Genomic DNA, 22,862 nt, shown 5'->3' with positions numbered 1-22,862 from the left:
GGGCCGAGGTGACCCTGCTCGCATGGCCCCTCGTACCGCAAGACTCGCCCCCCTGGCCCTCGCGGCCACCGCCTCCCTCACGCTCGGCGCGGCCCCCGCCGCCCCGACGGCCACGCCCACCGCCCAACTGGCCGCGACCTTCATGGCGACCGCCAAGTACCGCGAGCACCGGCTGGCCGTCGCCGCCGGCTACGTCCCGGACAAGTACTGCGTGGTCAATCCGGGTGAAGGCGGCGGGGCCCTCGGCTACCCGCACTTCAACCACGCCTACGACGGCTCCACCGACCCCAAGAAGCCCACGGCCCTGCTCTACGAGGGCGACGGCGCGGGACACTGGCGGCTGGCGGGCCTCGAATGGATGGTCGTGGACCGCGACGGCCGCACGGACACCGACGACGACCGCCCCTCCCTGTTCGGGCAGCCCTTCCGCGGCCCGCTGCCCGCCCGGTACGCGGGCCAGAAGGTGCACTACTCGCTGCACCTGTGGCTGTGGAAGCGGAACCCCTCCGGGCGGTTCGAGCCCTTCAACCCGAAGGTCGTCTGCCGCCCCGGCACCACCCGGCCGCGCCCCGCCGTACCCGCCGTACCCGCCGCTCCCCCGGCCGCCTCCCCTTCCTGACCCCCCGTTTGGCATCCCGCCGCGTGCACGGCCGCGGCCCCGCCGCGAAGGTGGACGAACGAAAGCCCCTCCGGGACAGGCCCCGAACCACCAGGAGCTCCCATGTCCGTGCACCGCAGCCCGAAGGCCCTGCTCGCCTGTGCCGTCGCCGGCGCGTCCCTGCTCCTGGCCGCCCTGCCCCCGGCGCAGGCGGTCGACGGCCCGGCGCCCGACCCCCGCAACGCGCAGGCCATGCGCGACATGGCCACGGCGATCGCGGTGACCGCCAAGTACGTGGACGAGCGCCAGGCCCTCAAGGACGGGTACGTCCCGCACGGCCAGGAGTGCATGACCAACCCGTTCGGGGTCGGCACCATGGGCTACCACTACGTCAAGGAGTCCAACTGGGGTTCGAAGGACCCCGCCAGGCCGACCGCGCTCCTCTACAGCACCCACAAGGACAGCAAGGGCCGGCGCAAGCTCCAGACGGTGGAGTGGATGTCCGCCGACCGGGACCAGGACCTGAAGACCACCGACGACCGGCCCACCATGTTCGGGCTGCCGTTCGACGGCCCGATGCCCGGCCACTGGGCGGGCATGCCCAAGCACTACGACCTCCACATGTGGGCGTACGCGGACAACCCGGCCGGCCGCTTCCACAACTGGAACCCCGCGCTGACCTGCCCCCCGAAGAAGACCCCGGCCACGGGAACCACCACCCCGGCGCACGCGCACGGCCACTAGCCGGCCCCCGCCCGCACGGCGAAGGGCCCGGCCCCCGAGGGGGCCGGGCCCTTCCGTCCGTACGGACCGGATCAGCGCACGAAGGTGCTCGCCTGTCCGGCCAGGTCCAGGAAGTACTGCGGGGCCAGGCCCAGGACCAGGGTGACCGCGACGCCCACCGCGATGGTGGTCATCGTCAGCGGCGAGGGCACGGCCACCGTAGGACCGTCGGCCTTCGGCTCGCTGAAGAACATCAGCACGATGACCCGGATGTAGAAGAACGCGGCGATCGCCGACGAGACCACACCGACGACGACCAGCGCCCCGGCGCCGCCCTCCGCCGCCGCCTTGAACACCGCGAACTTGCCCGCGAAGCCGGAGGTCAGCGGGATGCCGGCGAAGGCCAGCAGGAACACCGCGAAGACGGCCGCGGTCAGCGGCGAACGCCGCCCCAGGCCCGCCCACTTCGACAGGTGCGTCGCCTCGCCGCCCGCGTCGCGCACCAGCGTGACCACCGCGAAGGCGCCGATCGTCACGAAGGAGTAGGCGGCCAGGTAGAACAGGACGGACTTGACGCCCTCCTCGGACGTGGCGATCACACCGGCCAGGATGAACCCGGCGTGGGCGATGGAGGAGTACGCCAGCAGCCGCTTCACGTCGGTCTGGGTCACCGCGATCACCGCGCCCGCGAGCATGGTGACGATCGCGACGCCCCACATCACCGGCCGCCAGTCCCACCGGAGGCCGGGCAGGACCACGTACAGCAGCCGCAGCAGCGCGCCGAACGCGGCCACCTTGGTCGCCGCCGCCATGAAGCCGGTGACGGGGGTCGGGGCGCCCTGGTAGACGTCCGGGGTCCACATGTGGAAGGGGACCGCGCCGACCTTGAACAGCAGCCCCATCAGGATCAGCGCGCCGCCGATGAGCAGCAGCGCGTCATTGCCCATGGTGGAGGCGAGGGCCGGGTCGATCCGGGCGACGGTGCCGTCGACCACGTCGGCGATCACCGCGTAGGACACCGAGCCCGCGTAGCCGTAGAGCAGCGCGATGCCGAAGAGGAGGAAGGCCGAGGAGAAGGCGCCGAGCAGGAAGTACTTGACCGCGGCCTCCTGCGACATCAGCCGCTGGCGGCGGGCGAGGGCGCAGAGCAGGTACAGCGGGAGGGAGAAGACCTCCAGCGCGATGAACAGCGTCAGCAGGTCGTCGGCGGCCGGGAAGATCAGCATGCCGGAGACCGCGAACAGGGCCAGCGGGAACACCTCGGTGGTGGTGAAGCCGGCCTTGACGGCGGCCTTCTCGCTGTCGCTGCCCGGTACGGACGCGGCCTGGGCGGCGAAGGAGTCCACCCGCTTGCCGTGCGCCTTCGGGTCGAGGCGGCGCTCGGCGAAGGTGAACACCGCCACGATGGAGGCCAGCAGGATGGTGCCCTGGAGGAAGAGCGCCGGGCCGTCGACGGCGATGGCGCCCATGGCCGCGACGTGCGCCTTGGTGCTGCCGTAGCCGCCGGCGGCGAGGCCGACGACCGCCGCGAAGGCCGCTGCCAGCGCGGCGACGGCCAGGAATACCTGGACGTAGTAGCGGGACTTGCGCGGTACGAAGGCCTCGACGAGGACTCCGAGGATCGCCGCGCCCACCACGATCAGCGTGGGCGCGAGCTGCGCGTACTCGATGTGCGGGGCCGGGATCCGGTCGGCCGGTCCGTCGGCCGCCAGGGTCAGCAGGCTCTGGGCAGCGATCACTTGGCCGCCTCCACGTTCTGGACGGAGACCTCGGGCTTCGGGTCCGTCTGCTTCACGTCCGACATGGTGTGCTCCACCGCCGGGTTGACGATGTCCGTCAGCACCTTCGGGTAGACGCCCAGTCCGATCAGCAGCGCGATCAGCGGGGCGACCACCAGCAGTTCCCGCGCGCGCAGGTCCGGCATGGTGCGGACCTCCTCCTTCACGGGACCGGTCATGGTGCGCTGGTAGAGCACCAGCGTGTACAGCGCGGCGAGGACGATCCCGACGGTGGCGATGATCCCGACGACCGGGTAGCGGGCGAAGGTGCCGACGAGGACGAGGAACTCGCTGACGAAGGGCGCGAGGCCGGGCAGGGACAGGGTGGCGAGGCCGCCGATCAGGAAGGTGCCGGCGAGGACCGGGGCCACCTTCTGCACGCCGCCGTAGTCGGCGATGAGCCGGGAGCCGCGCCGGGAGATCAGGAAGCCGGCGACGAGCATCAGTGCCGCCGTGGAGATCCCGTGGTTGACCATGTAGAGGGTGGCCCCGGACTGGCCCTGGGAGGTCATCGCGAAGATGCCCAGGACGATGAAGCCGAAGTGCGAGATCGAGGCGTAGGCGATCAGCCTCTTGATGTCGCGCTGGCCGACCGCGAGCAGTGCGCCGTAGACGATGCTGATCAGGGCCAGTACGAGGATCACCGGGGTGGCCCACTTGCTGGCCTCTGGGAAGAGCCCGAGGCAGAAGCGGAGCATCGCGAAGGTGCCGACCTTGTCGACGATCGCGGTGATGAGCACGGCGACCGGGGCGGTGGACTCGCCCATCGCGTTGGGCAGCCAGGTGTGCAGCGGCCACAGCGGGGCCTTCACGGCGAAGGCGAAGAAGAAGCCGAGGAAGAGCAGCCGCTCGGTGTTGGTCGCCATGTCGAGGGTGCCGGCGGCACGGGCCTCGGCGATCTCCTGGAGGGAGAAGTTCCCGGCGACGACGTACAGCCCGATGACGGCGGCCAGCATGATCAGGCCGCCGGCCAGGTTGTAGAGGAGGAACTTGACCGCCGCGTACGAGCGCTGCGCGGCGGCGTTCTCGTCGGTGCCTGCGTGGGCCCGGTCCCCGAAGCCGCCGATGAGGAAGTACATCGGGATGAGCATGGCTTCGAAGAAGATGTAGAAGAGGAAGACGTCGGTGGCCTCGAAGGAGATCACCACCATCGCCTCGACCAGCAGGATCAGGGCGAAGAAGCCCTGGGTCGGACGCCACCGGGAGGAGGAGGTCTCCAGAGGGTCGGCGTCGTGCCAGCCGGCCACGATCACGAAGGGGATCAGCAGCGCGGTGAGGGCGATGAGCGCCACGCCGATGCCGTCGACGCCCAGTTCGTAGCGGACGCCGAAGTCGGCGATCCAGGCGTGCGATTCGGTGAGCTGGTAGCGGTCGCCACCGGGCTCGAAGCGGACCGCGACCAGTACGGCCAGGGCCAGCGTCGCGAGCGAGAACAGCAGCGCGAGCCACTTGGCGACGGTCCGGCGGGCGGCCGGGACGGCCGCCGTGAGGATCGCGCCGGCCGCGGGCACGGCCGCCGTGACGGTCAGAAGCGGGAAATTCATCTCACACCGCCCTCATCAGCAGGGTCGCGGCGATCAGGATCGCCGTGCCCCCGAACATCGACACCGCGTAGCTGCGGGCGTAGCCGTTCTGCAGCTTGCGCAGCCGGCCGGAGAGCCCGCCGACCGAGGCGGCCGTGCCGTTGACCACTCCGTCGACGACGCTGTGGTCGAGGTAGACGAGGGAGCGGGTCAGGTGCTCGCCGCCGCGGACGAGGACCACGTGGTTGAAGTCGTCCTGGAACAGGTCCCGGCGGGCCGCCCGGGTGAGGAACGAGCCTCGCGGAGCGACGACCGGGACGGGCCGGCGGCCGTACATCGACCAGGCGATGGCGGCGCCCGCGATGAGGACGACCATGGTGGAGGCGGTCACGGCCATGGCGCTGACCGGCGGGTGGCCGTGCTCGTAGCCGGTGACGGGCTCCAGCCAGTTCAGGAAGCGCTCGCCGATCTCGAAGAAGCCGCCGGCGAAGACCGAGCCGAACGCCAGGATGATCATCGGGATGGTCATGGACTTCGGGGACTCGTGCGGGTGCGGCTCGTGGCCGGCCGCGTCCGGCTGCCAGCGCTTCTCGCCGAAGAAGGTGAGGAGCATGACCCGGGTCATGTAGAAGGCGGTGATGCCGGCGCCCAGCAGGGCGACCCCGCCCAGGATCCAGCCCTGGGTGCCGCCCTTGGCGAAGGCCGCCTCGATGATCATGTCCTTGGAGAAGAAGCCGGACAGGCCGGGGAAGCCGATGATCGCGAGGTAGCCGAGGCCGAAGGTGACGAAGGTGACCGGCATGTACTTCCGCAGGGCGCCGTACTTGCGCATGTCGACCTCGTCGTTCATGCCGTGCATGACCGACCCGGCGCCGAGGAAGAGCCCGGCCTTGAAGAAGCCGTGCGTGACCAGGTGCATGATCGCGAAGACGTAGCCGACGGGGCCGAGGCCGGCGGCCAGGATCATGTAGCCGATCTGCGACATCGTCGAGCCGGCGAGGGCCTTCTTGATGTCGTCCTTGGCGCAACCGACGATCGCACCGAAGAGGAGCGTCACCGCGCCCACGACCGTGGTGACCAGCTGGGCGTCGGGCGCCCCGTTGAAGATCGCTCCGGAGCGGACGATCAGGTACACGCCGGCGGTGACCATGGTGGCCGCGTGGATCAGGGCCGAGACCGGGGTCGGGCCCTCCATCGCGTCCCCGAGCCAGGACTGCAGCGGCACCTGCGCCGACTTGCCGCAGGCGGCGAGCAGCAGCATCAGGCCGATCGCCGTCAGCGTGCCCTCGCCCGTCTCGCCGACGGACGACAGCACCGGGCCGAAGGCGAAGGTCCCGAAGGTGGTGAACATCAGCATGATGGCGATCGACAGGCCGATGTCGCCGACCCGGTTGACCAGGAACGCCTTCTTCGCGGCGGTGGCCGCGCTGGGCTTGTGCTGCCAGAAGCCGATCAGGAGGTACGAGGCGAGGCCGACGCCCTCCCAGCCGAAGTACAGCAGCAGGTAGTTGTCGGCGAGGACGAGCAGCAGCATCGCCGCGACGAACAGGTTGAGGTAGCCGAAGAAGCGGCGGCGGCGCTCGTCGTGCTCCATGTACCCGATCGAGTACACGTGGATGAGCGTGCCCACCCCGGAGATCAGCAGGACGAAGGTCATCGACAGCTGGTCCAGCTGGAAGGCGATGTCCGCCTGGAAGCCCTCCACCGGCACCCAGCTGAACAGCCGCTGGTGCAGGGCCCGGTCCTCGGCCCCGCGCCCCAGCATTCCGGCGAAGAGGACGACGCCGATGCCGAAGGAGACGGCCGCGAGCAGGGTGCCGATCCAGTGGCCGGCCTTGTCGAGGCGCCGGCCGCCGCACAGCAGCACCGCCGCTCCGAGCAGGGGCGCCGCCACCAGCAGCGCAATCAGATTCTCCACTGTGAACGCCCCTTACAGCTTCATCAGGCTGGCGTCGTCGACCGAGGCCGAGTGGCGGGTACGGAACAGCGACACGATGATCGCGAGGCCCACCACGACCTCCGCGGCGGCGACGACCATCGTGAAGAACGCGATGATCTGGCCGTCGAGGTTGCCGTGCATCCGGGAGAAGGTCACGAAGGCGAGGTTGCAGGCGTTGAGCATCAGCTCGACGCACATGAACAGCACGATCGCGTTCTTCCGGATGAGTACGCCGGCCGCGCCGATGGTGAACAGCAGGGCGGCCAGGTACAGGTAGTTGACCGGGTTCACTTCGAGGCCTCCTCTCGGCCGAGGCGCTCCGCGGAGCGCTGCTCCAGCGCCTTGAGGTCGTCCAGGGCCTGGCCCGACACGTCGCGGATCTGGCCGCGGGCGCGCAGCGTCTTGTTGACGGTCAGCTCGGACGGGGTGCCGTCCGGCAGCAGGCCGGCGATGTCCACGGCGTTGTGCCGGGCGTAGACGCCGGGGGCCGGCAGCGGCGGGAGCTGCACGCCGTCGCGTACGCGCTTCTCGGCGAGCTCGCGCTGCGTGGCGGCCCGCTCGGTGCGCTCGCGGTGGGTGAGCACCATCGCGCCGACGGCCGCCGTGATCAGCAGGGCGCCGGTGATCTCGAAGGCGAAGATGTAGCGGGTGAAGATCAGTTCGGCGAGGCCCTCGACGTGCCCGGCGGAGTTGACCCGGCCGAGCCCGTTGAAGTGGGTGAGGCCCGCGTTGCCGATGCCGGCGATCAGCAGGACGCCGAAGCCGAGCCCGCACAGGGCGGCCAGCCAGCGCTGCCCCTTGATGGTCTCCTTCAGCGAGTCCGCCGCCGTGACGCCGACGAGCATGACCACGAAGAGGAACAGCATCATGATGGCGCCGGTGTAGACGACGACCTGGACCACGCCCAGGAAGTACGCCCCGTTGGCGAGGTAGAAGACCGCCAGGATGATCATCGTCCCGGCCAGGCACAGGGCGCTGTGCACGGCCTTCTTCATCAGGATCGTGCACAGCGCGCCGATGACGGCGACCGTGCCGAGCACCCAGAACTGCACGGCCTCGCCGGTGGAGGTCGAGGTGGCGGCCGCGGCGATGGCGCTCATGCCCCGACCTCCTCGGTCTTGCCGCCCTCGGCCTCGGCCGTCTCGCTCTTGGAGACCGCCACCTGCCGGACCGTGCCCGGGGCGGCTCCCGTCACCAGCCCGCGGTAGTAGTCCTGCTCGTCGGTGCCCGGGAAGACCGAGTGCGGGGCCTCGACCATGCCCTCGGTCAGCCCGGCGAGGAGCTGCTCCTTGGTGTAGATCAGGGACTCGCGGCTGTCGTCGGCCAGTTCGAACTCGTTCGTCATCGTCAGCGCGCGGGTCGGGCACGCCTCGATGCACAGCCCGCACAGGATGCAGCGGGCGTAGTTGATCTGGTAGACCCGCCCGTACCGCTCGCCCGGGGAGTAGCGCTCCTCCTCGGTGTTGTCCGCGCCCTCCACGTAGATCGCGTCGGCGGGACAGGCCCAGGCGCACAGTTCGCACCCGATGCACTTCTCCAGACCGTCGGGGTGGCGGTTGAGCTGGTGCCGCCCGTGGAAGCGCGGAGCGGTGGTCTTCTGCTGTTCCGGGTACTGCTCGGTGAGCCGCTTCTTGAACATGGCCTTGAAGGTCACGCCGAAGCCGGCCACCGGGTTCTGCCACTTCTCGCTCTGGTCCGCGTCAGACATTGTCAGCACCCTCCTCTCGGTCACTGTCAGTATTCGCCCCGCCACTGACAATCAGCTCCCGCTCGCCGCGGGGACGTCGGCGCGGTACGGGTGCCAGGTGCTGGCCGGGCTTGGGCGGTACGGGGAAACCGCCCGCCATCGGGTCGAAGGGCTCGGCCGCGGCGGCCTTCCCGGCCGCGGCCGCGGCCGTCTTCTCCCGCCGGTCCCGGAAGTGGTCCGCGACGGAGGAGATCAGCAGGATCGCGATGACCGCGCCCCCGACGTACAGGACGATCTCGCTGAAGTCGTAGCGCTCGTTGCGCAGCGCACGGACGGCGGCGACCAGCATCAGCCAGACCACGGAGACCGGGATCAGGACCTTCCAGCCGAGCTTCATCAGCTGGTCGTAGCGCACGCGCGGGAGGGTGCCGCGCAGCCAGATGAAGAAGAACAGCAGCAGCTGGACCTTGATGACGAACCAGAGCATCGGCCACCAGCCGTGGTTCGCGCCCTCCCAGTAGGTGGAGATCGGCGCCGGGGCCCGCCAGCCGCCCAGGAACAGGGTGACCGACACCGCCGAGACGGTGACCATGTTGACGTACTCGGCCAGCATGAACAGCGCGAACTTGATGGAGGAGTACTCGGTGTTGAAGCCGCCGACGAGGTCGCCCTCGGACTCCGGCATGTCGAAGGGGGCGCGGTTCGTCTCGCCGACCATCGTGATGACGTAGATGATGAAGGACACCGGCAGCAGCACGATGTACCAGCGGTCCGCCTGCGCCTCCACGATCGCCGAGGTCGACATCGACCCGGAGTAGAGGAACACCGAGGCGAACGCGGCGCCCATCGCGATCTCGTACGAGATCATCTGCGCGCAGGAGCGCAGGCCGCCGAGGAGCGGGTACGTGGAGCCCGAGGACCAGCCGGCGAGGACGATGCCGTAGATGCCGACCGAGGCGACCGCGAGGACGTACAGCATCGCGATCGGCAGGTCGGTCAGCTGCATCGTGGTGCGCTGGCCGAAGATGGACACCTCGTTGCCCGAGGGGCCGAAGGGGATCACCGCGATGGCCATGAACGCCGGGATCGCCGCGATGATCGGCGCCAGGACGTAGACGACCTTGTCGGCGCGCTTGACGACGACGTCTTCCTTCAGCATCAGCTTCACGCCGTCGGCGAGCGACTGGAGCATGCCCCAGGGGCCGTGCCGGTTGGGGCCGATGCGCAGCTGCATCCAGGCGACGACCTTGCGCTCCCACACGATGGAGAAGAGCACCGTCACCATCAGGAAGGCGAAGCAGAACACCGCCTTGACGAGGACGAGCCACCAGACGTCCCTGCCGAACAGGGTCAGGTCCTCGGCGGCCAGGACGTGCTGCGGCTGGGCCGCGAGCTGGGCGAGGTGGGTCACGGTCGTACCTCCGCTTCGGCCGCAGGGCCGGTCCCGGCCGGGCCGATCCGTACGAGGGTTCCGGGGCGGGCGCCGGTGTCGGCGAGGACGCCGGAGCCGGTGGAGTTCAGCGGGAGCCACACCACCCGGTAGGGCATCTCGGTGATCCGGAGCGGGAGTTCCACCACACCCGCGGGGCCGGTGACGGCGAGTACGTCGCCGTCCTTGACGCCGGTCTCGGCGGCGGTGTCGGCCGAGAGCCGGGCGCAGGCCTCGTGCCGGGTCCCGGCAAGGGCGTCGTCGCCCTCCTGGAGCCGGCCGAGGTCCAGCAGCAGCCGGTGTCCGGCGAGGACCGCCTCGCCCGTGCCGGGGCGGGGCAGCGGCTCGGGGCCGGTGGACCGCTCGGGCGCCAGCTCCCCCTCCCAGGGGCCCAGCCGCTCCAGCTCCCGGCGTACGGCGTGTACGTCGGGCAGTCCGAGGGGCCGGTCGGCGGCGTCGGCCAGCATGTGCAGCACGCGGGCGTCGGCGGGGGCCAGGCGGCGGGTCATCTGGTCGGGCTTGAGAGCCGCCTCGAACGGGCGGACCCGGCCCTCCCAGTTGATGAACGTGCCCGCCTTCTCGGCGACGGCCGCGACCGGGAGCACCACGTCGGCGTGGTCGGTGACCTCGCCGGGACGCAGCTCCAGGGAGACCACGAAGGCCTCCTCCAGCGCGGTGCGGGCGCGGTCCGGGTCGGGCAGGTCGGCGACCTCGACGCCCGCGACCAGCAGGGCCGACAGCTCCCGGGTGGCGGCGGCCTCGACGATCTGCCCGGTGTCACGGCCGTAGCGGTGCGGGAGTTCCTCCAGGCCCCAGGCGGCGGCGACCTCCTGGCGGGCCCGCGGGTCGCCGGCGGGGCGGCCGCCGGGCAGCAGGGACGGCAGCGCGCCGGCCTCGACGGCGGCCCGCTCCCCGGCCCGGCGCGGGATCCACACCAGCCGGGCGCCGGTGGCGGTGGCGGTGCGTACGGCGGCGGTCAGCGCGCCGGGCACCCCGGCGAGGCGCTCCCCGACGACGATGACCGCGCCGGGCTGCCGGATCGCCTCGGCCGCTTCGGAACCGCCGGCCTCCAGGCCGGCGCCGGTGTCGAGGCCGCCTTGAGACAGCGCCGTCAGCCACTCGGGCTCGGTGCCGGGGGCGGCGGCCAGCAGGGTGCCGCCCGCCTTGGTGAGCCCGCGGGTGGCGAAGGGGGCGAGGGCGAAGGTCCGCTGCTTGTGCTTGCGGTGGGCCTTGCGCAGCCGCAGGAAGACCCCGGGGGCCTCCTCCTCGGCTTCGATGCCGACGAGGAGCACGGCGGGGGCCGCCTCCAGGGAGGCGTACGTGACGCCCGTGCCGTCGAGGTCCTTGCCGGTGCCGGCCACGGCGGCGGCCAGGAACTCGGTCTCCTCCGCGCTGTGCACCCGGGCCCGGAAGTCGATGTCGTTGGTGTCGAGCACCACCCGGGCGAACTTGGCGTAGGCGTAGGCGTCCTCGACGGTCAGCCGGCCGCCGGTGAGGACGCCGGCGCGGCCGCGCGCGGCGGTGAGCCCCTGCGCGGCGGCCTCCAGTGCCTCGGGCCAGCTCACCGGGGCGAGCACCCCGTCCGCACCGCGCAGCAGCGGGGTGGTGAGCCGGTCGGGGCGCTGCGCGTACCGGAACGCGAAGCGGCCCTTGTCGCAGATCCACTCCTCGTTGACCTCGGGGTCGTCGGCGGCGAGGCGGCGCAGCACCTTGCCGCGCCGGTGGTCGGTCCGGGTCGCGCAGCCGCCCGCGCAGTGCTCGCACACGCTCGGGGAGGAGACGAGGTCGAAGGGGCGGGAGCGGAACCGGTAGGCGGCCGAGGTGAGGGCGCCGACGGGGCAGATCTGGATGGTGTTGCCGGAGAAGTACGACTCGAAGGGGTCGCCCTCGCCGGTGCCGACCTGCTGGAGCGCGCCGCGTTCCAGCAGCTCGATCATCGGGTCGCCGGCGATCTCGTTGGAGAAGCGGGTGCAGCGCGCGCACAGCACGCACCGCTCGCGGTCCAGCAGCACCTGCGTGGAGATCGGGACCGGCTTCTCGTATGTGCGCTTCTTGCCTTCGAAACGCGATTCGGCGTTGCCGTGCGACATCGCCTGGTTCTGGAGCGGGCACTCGCCGCCCTTGTCGCAGACGGGGCAGTCCAGCGGGTGGTTGATGAGCAGCAGCTCCATCACCCCGCGCTGGGCCTTGTCGGCGGCCTCCGACGTCAGCTGGGTCTTGACGACCATGCCGTCGGTGCAGGTGATGGTGCAGGAGGCCATCGGCTTGCGCTGGCCCTCGACCTCGACGATGCACTGGCGGCAGGCGCCGGCCGGGGAGAGGAGGGGGTGGTCGCAGAACCGGGGGATCTCGATGCCGAGCTGTTCGGCGGCCCGGATGACCAGGGTTCCCTTGGGGACGGACAGTTCGATGCCGTCGATGGTCAGGGCGACCAGATCCTGCGGCGGCTTCGCCGCCTCGCCGCCGCCCGCCGGGGCGTTCGTGACGACGGTCATGCGTTCACCTCGGAGTTCTTGGCGGGGCCGTCGGCCCAGAGGGTCGACTTGGCGGGGTCGAAGGGGCAGCCCTTGCCGGTGATGTGCTGCTCGTACTCGTCGCGGAAGTACTTCAGCGAGGAGAAGATCGGGCTGGCCGCGCCGTCGCCGAGCGCGCAGAACGACTTGCCGTTGATGTTGTCGGCGATGTCGTTCAGCTTGTCGAGGTCGGACATGACGCCCTTGCCCGCCTCGATGTCGCGCAGCAGCTGGACGAGCCAGTACGTGCCCTCGCGGCAGGGGGTGCACTTGCCGCAGGACTCGTGGGCGTAGAACTCGGTCCAGCGGGTGACGGCGCGGACCACGCAGGTGGTCTCGTCGAAGCACTGGAGCGCCTTGGTGCCGAGCATGGAGCCGGCGGCGCCGACGCCCTCGTAGTCGAGGGGGACGTCGAGGTGCTCGTCGGTGAACATGGGGGTGGAGGAGCCGCCGGGGGTCCAGAACTTCAGCCGGTGCCCGGGGCGCATCCCGCCGCTCATGTCGAGGAGCTGGCGCAGGGTGATGCCGAGGGGGGCCTCGTACTGGCCGGGGCCGGCGACGTGCCCGGAGAGCGAGTAGAGGGTGAAGCCGGGGGACTTCTCCGTCCCCATCGCCTTGAACCAGTCCTTGCCCTTGTTCAGGATCGCGGGAACCGAGGCGATGGACTCGACGTTGTTGACGACAGTGGGGCACGCGTAGAGCCCCTCGACAGCGGGGAAGGGGGGACGCAGCCGGGGCTGCCCGCGCCGGCCTTCGAGGGAGTCGAGCAGTGCCGTCTCCTCGCCGCAGATGTACGCGCCCGCGCCCGCGTGCACCGTGATGTCGAGGTTGCGGCCGGTGCCGTCGATGTCCTTGCCGAGGTATCCGGCGGCGTAGGCCTCGCGCACGGCCTCGTGCAGGCGCCGCAGCACGGGGACCGTCTCGCCGCGCAGGTAGATGAAGGCGTGCTCCGACCGGATCGCGTAGCAGGCGATGATCATTCCCTCGACGAGGGAGTGCGGATTGGCGAAGAGGAGGGGGATGTCCTTGCAGGTTCCCGGCTCCGACTCGTCCGCGTTCACGACGAGGTAGTGCGGCTTTCCGTCGCCCTGCGGGATGAACTGCCACTTCATTCCGGTGGGGAAGCCCGCGCCGCCGCGTCCGCGCAGACCGGAGTCCTTGACGTACGCGATCACCTCGTCCGGGGTCATCGCGAGGGCCTTGCGCAGCCCCTCGTAGCCCTCGTGGCGCCGGTAGGTCTCCAGCGTCCACGACTCGGGCTCGTCCCAGAAGGCCGACAGCACGGGTGAGAGCAGCTTCTCCGGACTGGTCCCTCCCCCAGCCTCCGGCTGGGAGGTGTCCCCATGACTTTCCTTGGATGACACCGACATCACTCCCCTCCTTCGGTGCGCACCTCGCCGCGCGGGTGCACGATCGGGGTGTGCGGGGACTCGCCGCGTGCGATGCGCAGGCCGATCAGGGAGGCGGGGCCCGCGCCGCCGCTCGCCTCGACCGCGCCCTCGCGCTCGTCGGGGAAGCCCGCCAGGATCCGTGCGGTCTCCTTGTACGTGCACAGCGGCGCGCCCCGGGTCGGCTCGACCGGGCGGCCCGCCAGCAGGTCGTCCACGAGCGCCTTGGCGGACTCGGGGGTCTGGTTGTCGAAGAACTCCCAGTTGACCATCACCACCGGCGCGTAGTCGCAGGCCGCGTTGCACTCGATGTGCTCCAGCGTCACCTTGCCGTCGGCGGTGGTCTCGTTGTTGCCGACGCCCAGGTGCTGCTTGAGCTCGTCGAAGATGGCGTCGCCGCCCATCACCGCGCACAGGGTGTTGGTGCACACGCCGACCTGGTAGTCCCCGGAGGGCTTCCTGCGGTACATCGTGTAGAAGGTGGCGACGGCGGTGACCTCGGCGGTGGTCAGGCCCAGCGTCTCGGCGCAGAAGCGGATGCCGGTGCGCGAGACGTGGCCCTCCTCGGACTGCGTCAGGTGCAGCAGCGGCAGCAGCGCGGAGCGGCTGTCGGGGTAGCGGGCGATGACGTCGGCGGCGTCGGCCGCCAGCCGCTCGCGCACCTCCGCCGGGTAGTCGGGGGCGGGCAGCTGGGGCATGCCCAGCGAGAGGGGGGTCTGGGGGGTGTCCCCTCCAGAAGACACAGTCGTCATCGGTCGACGCCTCCCATCACGGGGTCGATGGAGGCGACGGCCACGATGACGTCGGCGACCTGGCCGCCCTCGCACATCGCGGCCATGGCCTGAAGGTTGGTGAAGGACGGGTCGCGGAAGTGGACCCGGTAGGGGCGGGTGCCGCCGTCGGATACGACGTGCACGCCGAGTTCGCCCTTGGGCGACTCGACGGCCGCGTAGGCCTGTCCGGCCGGGACCCTGAAGCCCTCGGTCACCAGCTTGAAGTGGTGGATGAGGGCCTCCATGGAGGTGCCCATGATGTTCTTGATGTGGTCGAGGGAGTTGCCGAGGCCGTCGGGGCCCAGGGCGAGCTGCGCCGGCCAGGCGATCTTCTTGTCGGCGACCATCACCGGGCCCGGCTCCAGCCGGTCCAGACACTGCTCGACGATCCGCAGGGACTGGCGCATCTCCTCCAGGCGGACCAGGAAGCGCCCGTAGGAGTCGCAGCTCTCGGTGGTGGGGACGTCGAACTCGTAGTCCTCGTAGCCGCAGTACGGTTCGGCCTTGCGCAGGTCGTGCGGCAGGCCGGCCGAGCGCAGGATCGGGCCGGTGGCGCCGAGGGCCATGCAGCCGGTGAGGTCGAGGTAGCCGACGTCCTGCATGCGGGCCTTGAAGATGGGGTTGCCGGTGGCGAGCTTGTCGTACTCCGGCAGGTTCTTCTTCATCGTCTTGACGAACTCGCGCAGCTGGTCGACCGCGCCGGGGGGCAGGTCCTGGGCGAGGCCGCCGGGGCGGACGAAGGCGTGGTTCATGCGCAGGCCGGTGATCAGCTCGAAGACGTCGAGGATCAGTTCGCGGTCCCGGAACCCGTAGATCATGATCGTGGTCGCGCCGAGCTCCATGCCTCCGGTGGCGATGCACACCAGGTGCGAGGAGAGCCGGTTGAGCTCCATCAGCAGGACGCGGATGACGGTGGCGCGGTCCGGGATCTGGTCGGTGATGCCGAGGAGCTTCTCGACGCCGAGGCAGTACGCCGTCTCGTTGAAGAACGGCGTCAGGTAGTCCATGCGCGTCACGAAGGTGGTGCCCTGCGTCCAGTTCCGGAATTCGAGGTTCTTCTCGATGCCGGTGTGCAGGTAGCCGATGCCGCAGCGGGCCTCGGTGACCGTCTCGCCGTCGATCTCCAGGATCAGGCGGAGCACCCCGTGGGTGGAGGGGTGCTGCGGGCCCATGTTGACGACGATGCGCTCGTCGTCCGCGCGGGCGGCGCTCTGGACGATCTCGTCCCAGTCGCCGCCGGTGACGGTGTAGACGGTGCCCTCGGTCGTCTCGCGGGAGGAGGCGTGGTTTGACGTTGACATCAGCTGTACGACCTCCGCTGGTCGGGAGCCGGGATCTGGGCGCCCTTGTACTCGACGGCGATGCCGCCGAGCGGGTAGTCCTTGCGCTGGGGGAAGCCCTGCCAGTCGTCCGGCATCATGATCCGGGTGAGGGCCGGGTGGCCGTCGAAGACCAGGCCGAAGAAGTCGTAGGCCTCGCGCTCGTGCCAGTCGTTCGTCGGGTAGACGGTGACGAGCGAGGGCAGGTGCGGGTCGCCGTCCGGGACGGACACCTCCAGCCGCAGGATCCGGCCGTGGGTGAGCGAGCGCAGGTGGTACACGGCGTGCAGCTCGCGGCCCTTGTCGCCGGGGAAGTGCACCCCCGACACCCCGGTGCACAGCTCGAAGCGCAGCGCCGGGTCGTCGCGCAGGGTGGCGGCGACGCGGACGAGGTGCTCGCGGGCGATGTGGAGGGTCAGCTCCCCCCGGTCGACGACGGTCTTCTCGATCGCGTTCTGCGGGAGCAGGTCCTGCTCCTCCAGGGCGCCCTCCAGCTCGTCGACGACCTCGTCGAAGTAGGAGCCGTACGGGCGGCTGCTCGCGCCGGGCAGGGCCACGGTGCGCACGAGGCCGCCGTAGCCGCTGGTGTCGCCGCCGTTCCTGCTGCCGAACATGCCCTTGCGGACGCCGATCACCTCGGGCCCGGAGCCGGCCCTGGGAGCAGGGACGTTATTGCCGTTCTCGACGGCCGGGTCGTCGCTCACCGAAGGAGCCCCTTCATCTCGATGGTGGGGAGGGCCTTGAGGGCCGCTTCCTCCGCCTCGCGCGCCGCCTCTTCCCGGTTCACGCCGAGCTTGGAGCCCTGGATCTTCTGGTGGAGCTTGAGGATCGCGTCCATCAGCATCTCGGGGCGGGGCGGGCAGCCGGGCAGGTAGATGTCCACCGGGACGATGTGGTCGACGCCCTGGACGATCGCGTAGTTGTTGAACATCCCGCCCGAAGAGGCGCACACGCCCATGGAGATGACCCACTTGGGGGCGGGCATCTGGTCGTAGACCTGGCGCAGCACCGGCGCCATCTTCTGGCTGACGCGTCCCGCCACGATCATCAGGTCGGCCTGGCGCGGGGAGCCGCGGAAGACCTCCATGCCGAAGCGGGCCAGGTCGTAGCGGCCGGCGCCGGTGGTCATCATCTCGATGGCGCAGCACGCGAGGCCGAAGGTGGCCGGGAAGACGGATGACTTGCGCACCCAGCCCGCGGCCTGTTCGACGGTGGTGAGCAGAAAGCCGCTCGGCAGCTTCTCTTCCAGTCCCATGGGAAATTCAGCCCCTCAGTCCCATTCCAGGCCGCCGCGGCGCCACACGTATGCGTAGGCGACGAAGACGGTGAGCACGAAGAGCAGCATCTCGACGAGCCCGAAGATCCCCAGGGAGTCGAAGGTGACCGCCCAGGGGTAGAGGAAGACGATCTCGATGTCGAAGACGATGAAGAGCATCGCCGTCAGGTAGTACTTGATGGGGAAGCGACCGCCGCCGGCGGGCATCGGGGTGGGCTCGATGCCGCACTCGTAGGCTTCGAGCTTCGCCCGGTTGTACCGTTTTGGGCCGATCAGCGTGGCCATGACCACGGAGAAGATCGCAAACCCTGCGCCGATGGCGCCGAGCACGAGGATGGGTGCGTACGCATTCACGCTCCTCGCTCCTTCCAGTCGTCCTTGACCGTTGGACCGCTGCGCCGGCGCCGAGTGCCCCGCCCCCTCGAAGGCCACCCCTTCGAACAGGGACCGATCGCATGTGAGGCAGTTCACAAGCCGGACTGGTGCGCATCTTATGCCTGCCGGTCTGTGATCTGCGACACGGGTAACAACACCGAGTTTGTGATCTCCACCACCTGACGAACGATCATGAAGGCCGATGAGTGGTGATCTTCATACTCAAGGCATCCACATGATCACCAAAGGTGACATCCGGGCCCGTAGGTGCAGGTGGAAGGCCTGTCGCCCTATCAAACGATGGGCAGTGCAGGCAAATTGGCGACTCGACCGCTCAAGTGATAAGGGAACGCGGGTCCCCCGCCCGGGGGACCCCGCGCGTACAGGAGTGGACACGGTGGCCGGAAGTCGCCGCCGACCGGATCCCGGGGGAGATCCTGTGCATCCGTTCACGAACCGCGCGGCGAGTTCACGGTCGGATCACGGACCGGCCACAGCCGCCTCACGGCGGCGGGTAACTGTGACCTGCATCACACGCAACGGGGGCCGCGAAAAGGGGGCTTGGCCAACTGTGCGGGTCGGTGGTAGGCCGTGGATCAATTCGGACTTATTGCTGAAACCCCATGATCACAGCCTTGTGAAAGCATGTCCGTTACGTCCGTTACGGCGTCAATAAGAGGCGCGACGCGCCCGGTTAACGGCCTCCGCGCGCAACTGTGGCGCAGACCACGTTTCTTGAAGGGAACCCGGCACCCCTGATAGCGGTTGTCCCATGTCCCACACCGCTCACATACCCAGCCACCGGAAGCCCCGCCGCAGCGCCTCGAAGCTCGCGGTCCGCGCCGGAGTTGCCGGTGGCGTCCTCAGCACCCTGGCCATGGCCGGAACCGCGAGCGCGTCCCCGTCCGAGCCCGTGGCCGAGACGACGCTCGAGATGCCGGTCCTCAACCTGGACCTCGGCACCGAGGTCTCCAACGCCGTCAACACGGCCGCGGAGAACACCCGCGTCGCCGCCGTCGAAGCCGCCGTCACCGGCGAGCTGAACGCCCAGGAGGAGAGCGCCCGCACGGGTGCCGCCGCCGAGGCGAAGCAGGCGAAGGAAGACGCCACCAAGGCCGCCGAGCTCAAGGCGAAGCAGGAGGCCGACCGCAAGGCCGAGGCCGAGCGCGCGGGCCGCGACAGCGGCCGCACCGACCTCACCAACGCCTCCGCCTCCGCCAACGGCGGTTCCTCCGCCGTCACCGGCTCCGGCAGCGGCTCCACCGCCTCGAAGCCGGCCACCGGCTCGGCGGCCGCCATCGTCAGCTTCGCCCGCGCCCAGATCGGCAAGCCGTACGTGCTGGGCTCCACCGGCCCCACCGCGTACGACTGCTCGGGCCTCGTCCAGGCCGCCTACCGCCAGGCCGGCATCAAGCTGGACCGCGTCTCCCAGGACCAGTCCCTGGCCGGCCGCTCGGTCTCGCTGAGCAACCTCCAGCCGGGCGACATCCTGTACTGGGGCGCCAAGGGCAGCGCGTGGCACGTCGCCATCTACTCGGGCAACGGCAAGTTCATCGGTGCGCAGAACCCCAGCACCGGCATCGTCGAGCGCAACCTGAGCTACGACATGCCGACGGGCGCCGTCCGCGTCCTCTGACCGCACGGTCGCACGATCGCCCGCAAGGTCCGGTACTCCCCCGCTCGGGGGCGGAGTACCGGACCTTCGGCATGCTGAGAAGATGGCCGGTGCGTGTCGTCCGGCCGTTCGAGCAGACCCTGGAGGTGGTGGTCCGGTGAGCAGACCGTCCTACGAGGACCACGGCCGCGAGGACCACGGCCGCGAAGCCCCCGGCTCCGGCGACCCCGCCGCCGTCCCGGCCGCACTCGGGCTGGGCCTCCTGTCGGTCGGCGGCTGGCTGCTGACCACCACCCGCCCCTGGCACAAACCGGGCAACCCGCTGACCCTGGGCCTCGGCTGGACCGTCTCCGGCGCGCTGCTGCTGTCCGGGCTCGTCCTGCTGGCCCGCTGCGTCCGCACCGTCCACGGCGCCCCCGAGGGGGCCGAGGGGGCCCTGCGGGGGCCCGGGAACGACTGAGCCGCCCCCGGACACCCGGGAGCGGCTCACAGGGCCCGCTCAGGCCTTCGGGGCCACCTTCGAGAGGCCGTTGATGATGCGGTCCATCGCGTCACCGCCCGTCGGGTCCGTCAGGTTCGCCAGCATCTTCAGCGTGAAGCGCATCAGCACCGGGTGCGTCAGGCCGCGCTGCGCCGCGATCTTCATGACCGCCGGGTTGCCGATCAGCTTCACGAAGGCCCGGCCCAGCGTGTAGTAGCCGCCGTAGGTCTCCTTGAGCACCTTCGGGTAGCTGTGCAGGGCCAGCTCGCGCTGCGCCGGGGTGGCGCGGGCGTGCGCCTGCACGATGACCTCGGCCGCGATCTGCCCCGACTCCATCGCGTAGGCGATGCCCTCGCCGTTGAACGGGTTGACGAGTCCGCCCGCGTCACCGACCAGCAGCAGGCCCTTGGTGTAGTGCGGCTGCCGGTTGAAGGCCATCGGCAGCGCCGCGCCGCGGATCGGCTGCGTCATGTTCTCCGGGGTGTAGCCCCAGTCCTCCGGCATGGACGCGCACCAGGCCTTCAGCACCTCGCGCCAGTCCAGCTCCTTGAAGGCGGAGGAGGAGTTGAGGATGCCGAGGCCCACGTTGGACGTGCCGTCGCCCATGCCGAAGATCCAGCCGTAGCCGGGCAGCAGCCGGTCCTGCGGACCGCGCCGGTCCCACAGCTCCAGCCAGGACTCCAGGTAGTCGTCATCGTGCCGGGGCGAGGTGAAGTAGGTGCGGACGGCCACGCCCATCGGACGGTCCTCGCGCCGGTGCAGGCCCATCGCGAGGGACAGCCGCGAGGAGTTGCCGTCGGCGGCGACCACGAGCGGGGCGTGGAAGGTGACCGGGGTCTTGTCCTCGCCGAGCTTGGCCTGCACGCCGGTGATGTGCCCGGTGCGGGGGTCGCGCACGGGCTCGCCGACGTTGCAGCGCTCGTACAGGCGGGCGCCGGCCTTCTGCGCCTGGCGGGCCAGGGTCTCGTCGAAGTCGTCGCGCTTGCGGACGAGTCCGTAGTCCGGGTAGGAGGCGAGTTCCGGCCAGTCCAGCTGGAGCCGCTGCCCGCCGCCGATGATGCGCAGGCCCTTGTTGCGGAGCCAGCCGGCCTCTTCGGAGATGTCGATGCCCATGGCGACCAGCTGCTTGGTGGCACGCGGGGTCAGACCGTCGCCGCAGACCTTCTCGCGCGGGAACGCCGTCTTCTCCAGGAGCAGGACGTCCAGCCCGGCCTTGGCGAGGTAGTAGGCGGTCGTGGAACCGGCGGGCCCGGCCCCGACGACGATCACGTCCGCGGAGTGTTCGGTGAGGGGCTCGGTCACTGCGGGGTCTCCTGAAGGCTCGGTGGAAAGTGCCCAGCGGCACAGGACATGACGCAGTCTATGCAGCCGTGTGGCTCCCGCCGGGGCGCGGGTGGAACGGGGCCGCGCGGGGCGGCGAGCGCGTCGGGAAGGGGCTAGAAGATGCTCAGGCCGGTCAGGGTCGTGAAGCGGTCCAGCGCCGCCACGCCCGCCACCGAGTTGCCCCGGGCGTCCAGGCCGGGGCTCCAGACCGCGAGGGTGCAGCGGCCCGGGACGACCGCGACGATGCCGCCGCCCACGCCGCTCTTGCCCGGCAGGCCCACGCGGTACGCGAACTCCCCCGCCGCGTCGTACGTACCGCAGGTCAGCATCACCGCGTTGACCTGCTTCGCCTCGCTGCGCGTCAGGAGGCGCGAGCCGTCCGCGCGCAGGCCGTGCCGGGCCAGGAAACGCCCGGCCAGGGCGAGGTCCGCGCAGCTCATCTCGATCGAGCACTGCCAGAAGTAGTGCTCCAGCAGCGCCGGAACCGGGTTGTCGATGTTGCCGTACGAGGCCATGAAGTGGGCCACCGCCGCGTTGCGGTCGCCGTGTTCCTGCTCGGACGCGGCGACCTCCGGGTCGAAGCCGAGGTCCGGGTTGCCGCTCTCCTGCCGGAGGAAGTCCAGGAGTTCGCTGCTCGCGTCACCCGTCAGGGTCTGGAGCCGGTCGGTGACGACGAGCGCGCCCGCGTTGATGAAAGGATTCCGCGGGATGCCGTTCTCGTACTCCAGCTGCACCAGGGAGTTGAACGGGTTGCCCGACGGCTCCCGGCCCACCCGCTCCCACAGGCTGTCCCCGCCCTCCGCCAGGGCCAGCGCCAGGGCGAAGACCTTCGTGACGGACTGGGCCGAGAACGGGACGCGCCAGTCGCCGACCCCGAAGACGTTGCCGTCGAGGTCGGCGACCGCCATGCCGAACTGCCGCGGGTCGACCTTCGCCAGCGCCGGGATGTACTCGGCCGGCGTGCCGCTGCCCACCAGCGGGGAGACGTCGGCCGCGATCCGCTCCAGCAGCCCCTGGTAGTCCATGGACATGGAGGGTTACGCCTTGACCCCGCGGTGCAGCGCCACGATGCCGCCGCTCAGGTTCCGCCAGGCCACCTTCGACCAGCCGGCCTTCTGGAGCAGCGCCGCCAGCGCCGGCTGGTCGGGCCACTCCCGGATGGACTCGGCGAGGTACACGTACGCGTCCGGGTTGGAGGAGACCGCGCGGGCGACCGGCGGCAGGGCGCGCATCAGGTACTCGGTGTAGACGGTCCGGAAGGGGGCCCAGGTGGGCTGCGAGAACTCGCTGATCACGACCTGGCCGCCGGGCTTGGTCACCCGGTACATCTCGCGCAGCGCGCCGTCCGTGTCCTGGACGTTGCGCAGCCCGAAGGAGATCGTCACGGTGTCGAAGACGTCGTCCTTGAAGGGGAGCTCCGTCGCGTCGCCCGCCGTCAGCGGCAGCCACGGGTTGCGCTTCTTGCCCTCGCGGAGCATGCCGAGGGAGAAGTCGCAGGGGACCACGTACGCGCCGGTCGCCGCGTACGGGAGGGACGAGGTCGCGGTGCCCGCGGCCAGGTCGAGCACCTTGTGCCCCGGGCGGGCGGCGACCGCCTTGGCGGCCTCCTTGCGCCACAGGCGCGCCTGTCCGAGGGACAGGACGTCGTTGGTGAGGTCGTAGTTCGCGGCCACCCCGTCGAACATGGAGGCGACTTCGTGCGGCTGCTTGTCCAGGGAAGCCCTTGTCACTGGCGTTGGCCCCTCGGTGCTCGGTGTTCCTGCGGCTGACGGGTGGTGCACGGGTGGTGCTCCGTCATCCTCTCAGGCCGTCGGGCCGCCGACCTCCCCGCCCCGGCCCGGCCGCGATTCCGGCGGAACCGGACCGAATCCGGACCGGAAGCGGGCAGACTGGCCGGACATTGCGAACAAAGGGACTGCGGATGCCGGCAGGGCGATCAGCAAGCGCACGGCGGCGCGGGCGGCTGCTGCGCACCGTCGGGTGGTCGGCGGCGCTGGCCGCCCTCTCGGTGGCCGCCTTCCGGGCGGGGGGGGGGGGGGGGGGGGGGGGGGGGGGGGGGGGGGGGGGGGGCGGGGGGGGGGGGGGGGGGGGGGGGGGGGGGGGGGGGGGGGGAGCTCGTCGG

Annotated in this window: 21 protein-coding genes; 4 read left to right on the top strand and 17 right to left on the bottom strand. The window is 70.7% G+C overall.

All coding sequences use genetic code 11. The features are described 5' to 3' along the window. Nucleotides 1-22 precede the first annotated feature (22 nt). Together ACZ7IF_RS20065 and ACZ7IF_RS20060 are read left to right on the top strand one after the other, a co-directional pair. On the top strand, nucleotides 23-619 hold the full coding sequence (locus tag ACZ7IF_RS20065) for a hypothetical protein (RefSeq protein WP_470972902.1): 597 nt from the start codon (nucleotides 23-25) through the stop codon (nucleotides 617-619). A gap of 102 nt (nucleotides 620-721) precedes the next feature. Beyond that, complete coding sequence (locus tag ACZ7IF_RS20060) at nucleotides 722-1,342, top strand: hypothetical protein (RefSeq protein WP_470972900.1); 621 nt, start codon at nucleotides 722-724, stop codon at nucleotides 1,340-1,342. 71 nt (nucleotides 1,343-1,413) lie between these two features. Here the strand turns inward: ACZ7IF_RS20060 and nuoN are convergent, their stop codons facing one another. From nuoN to ACZ7IF_RS19990, 14 genes are read right to left on the bottom strand one after another with little or no spacing between them, the layout of a single operon-like run. Then, nucleotides 1,414-3,060: an NADH-quinone oxidoreductase subunit NuoN gene (gene nuoN / locus ACZ7IF_RS20055; protein WP_470972898.1), complete on the bottom strand. Its 1,647-nt coding sequence runs from the start codon at nucleotides 3,058-3,060 to the stop codon at nucleotides 1,414-1,416. After that, nucleotides 3,057-4,643 carry an NADH-quinone oxidoreductase subunit M gene (locus ACZ7IF_RS20050; RefSeq protein ID WP_470972896.1) on the bottom strand — a complete coding sequence of 529 codons (1,587 nt, stop codon included), beginning with the start codon at nucleotides 4,641-4,643 and terminating at the stop codon, nucleotides 3,057-3,059. The genes nuoN and ACZ7IF_RS20050 overlap by 4 nt, the downstream gene beginning before the upstream one ends. Before the next feature lies 1 nt (nucleotide 4,644). Continuing rightward, nucleotides 4,645-6,540 (bottom strand): NADH-quinone oxidoreductase subunit L, encoded by a 1,896-nt coding sequence (nuoL, locus tag ACZ7IF_RS20045; RefSeq protein WP_470972894.1) that lies wholly within the window; start codon nucleotides 6,538-6,540, stop codon nucleotides 4,645-4,647. A gap of 12 nt (nucleotides 6,541-6,552) precedes the next feature. Next, nucleotides 6,553-6,852 (bottom strand): NADH-quinone oxidoreductase subunit NuoK, encoded by a 300-nt coding sequence (gene nuoK / locus ACZ7IF_RS20040; RefSeq protein ID WP_007265827.1) that lies wholly within the window; start codon nucleotides 6,850-6,852, stop codon nucleotides 6,553-6,555. Further along, nucleotides 6,849-7,661, bottom strand: a complete 813-nt coding sequence (locus tag ACZ7IF_RS20035; protein WP_470972892.1) for an NADH-quinone oxidoreductase subunit J — start codon at nucleotides 7,659-7,661, stop codon at nucleotides 6,849-6,851. Before ACZ7IF_RS20035 ends, nuoK begins: the two co-directional genes overlap by 4 nt. Further along, complete coding sequence (gene nuoI / locus ACZ7IF_RS20030; protein ID WP_470972889.1) at nucleotides 7,658-8,269, bottom strand: NADH-quinone oxidoreductase subunit NuoI; 612 nt, start codon at nucleotides 8,267-8,269, stop codon at nucleotides 7,658-7,660. Before nuoI ends, ACZ7IF_RS20035 begins: the two co-directional genes overlap by 4 nt. Then, a complete protein-coding gene (gene nuoH, locus ACZ7IF_RS20025; RefSeq protein WP_470972887.1) occupies nucleotides 8,262-9,659 on the bottom strand; it encodes an NADH-quinone oxidoreductase subunit NuoH in 1,398 nt (465 codons plus the stop codon). Before nuoH ends, nuoI begins: the two co-directional genes overlap by 8 nt. After that, nucleotides 9,656-12,172 carry an NADH-quinone oxidoreductase subunit G gene (locus ACZ7IF_RS20020; protein WP_470972885.1) on the bottom strand — a complete coding sequence of 839 codons (2,517 nt, stop codon included), beginning with the start codon at nucleotides 12,170-12,172 and terminating at the stop codon, nucleotides 9,656-9,658. Before ACZ7IF_RS20020 ends, nuoH begins: the two co-directional genes overlap by 4 nt. Further along, the gene (gene nuoF, locus ACZ7IF_RS20015; RefSeq protein WP_470972883.1) at nucleotides 12,169-13,560 is read right to left on the bottom strand and encodes an NADH-quinone oxidoreductase subunit NuoF; all 1,392 of its coding nucleotides are present in this window, start codon (nucleotides 13,558-13,560) and stop codon (nucleotides 12,169-12,171) included. The genes ACZ7IF_RS20020 and nuoF overlap by 4 nt, the downstream gene beginning before the upstream one ends. After that, complete coding sequence (gene nuoE, locus ACZ7IF_RS20010) at nucleotides 13,560-14,330, bottom strand: NADH-quinone oxidoreductase subunit NuoE (RefSeq protein ID WP_470972881.1); 771 nt, start codon at nucleotides 14,328-14,330, stop codon at nucleotides 13,560-13,562. Before nuoE ends, nuoF begins: the two co-directional genes overlap by 1 nt. Next, complete coding sequence (locus ACZ7IF_RS20005; protein ID WP_470972879.1) at nucleotides 14,327-15,652, bottom strand: NADH-quinone oxidoreductase subunit D; 1,326 nt, start codon at nucleotides 15,650-15,652, stop codon at nucleotides 14,327-14,329. The genes nuoE and ACZ7IF_RS20005 overlap by 4 nt, the downstream gene beginning before the upstream one ends. Further along, nucleotides 15,652-16,374, bottom strand: a complete 723-nt coding sequence (locus ACZ7IF_RS20000; protein ID WP_470972877.1) for an NADH-quinone oxidoreductase subunit C — start codon at nucleotides 16,372-16,374, stop codon at nucleotides 15,652-15,654. Before ACZ7IF_RS20000 ends, ACZ7IF_RS20005 begins: the two co-directional genes overlap by 1 nt. Continuing rightward, nucleotides 16,371-16,925 carry a NuoB/complex I 20 kDa subunit family protein gene (locus ACZ7IF_RS19995; RefSeq protein ID WP_007265818.1) on the bottom strand — a complete coding sequence of 185 codons (555 nt, stop codon included), beginning with the start codon at nucleotides 16,923-16,925 and terminating at the stop codon, nucleotides 16,371-16,373. The genes ACZ7IF_RS20000 and ACZ7IF_RS19995 overlap by 4 nt, the downstream gene beginning before the upstream one ends. Before the next feature lie 15 nt (nucleotides 16,926-16,940). Beyond that, entirely contained in the window at nucleotides 16,941-17,300 is a 360-nt protein-coding gene (locus ACZ7IF_RS19990) for an NADH-quinone oxidoreductase subunit A (protein ID WP_045946775.1), read from the bottom strand. Nucleotides 17,301-18,093: 793 nt separating this feature from the next. Here ACZ7IF_RS19990 and ACZ7IF_RS19985 point away from each other — a divergent pair. Further along, nucleotides 18,094-18,957 carry a C40 family peptidase gene (locus ACZ7IF_RS19985; protein WP_470972875.1) on the top strand — a complete coding sequence of 288 codons (864 nt, stop codon included), beginning with the start codon at nucleotides 18,094-18,096 and terminating at the stop codon, nucleotides 18,955-18,957. Nucleotides 18,958-19,093: 136 nt separating this feature from the next. Then, nucleotides 19,094-19,396 (top strand): hypothetical protein, encoded by a 303-nt coding sequence (locus ACZ7IF_RS19980; RefSeq protein WP_470972873.1) that lies wholly within the window; start codon nucleotides 19,094-19,096, stop codon nucleotides 19,394-19,396. Between the two features lie 39 nt (nucleotides 19,397-19,435). Here the strand turns inward: ACZ7IF_RS19980 and ACZ7IF_RS19975 are convergent, their stop codons facing one another. From ACZ7IF_RS19975 to ACZ7IF_RS19965, 3 genes are all read right to left on the bottom strand, one after another. Beyond that, entirely contained in the window at nucleotides 19,436-20,719 is a 1,284-nt protein-coding gene (locus ACZ7IF_RS19975; protein ID WP_470972871.1) for a geranylgeranyl reductase family protein, read from the bottom strand. 134 nt (nucleotides 20,720-20,853) lie between these two features. After that, complete coding sequence (locus ACZ7IF_RS19970; protein ID WP_470972954.1) at nucleotides 20,854-21,765, bottom strand: glutaminase; 912 nt, start codon at nucleotides 21,763-21,765, stop codon at nucleotides 20,854-20,856. A 12-nt stretch (nucleotides 21,766-21,777) separates the two neighbouring features. Further along, a complete protein-coding gene (locus tag ACZ7IF_RS19965; RefSeq protein WP_470972869.1) occupies nucleotides 21,778-22,470 on the bottom strand; it encodes a demethylmenaquinone methyltransferase in 693 nt (230 codons plus the stop codon). Between the last annotated feature and the right edge of the window lie 392 nt (nucleotides 22,471-22,862).

This window comes from Streptomyces sp. NPDC037421 (assembly GCF_055602105.1).
The sequence above is the reverse complement of the archived record's forward strand: the minus strand, read 5'-3'. Positions and strand labels throughout refer to the sequence as shown.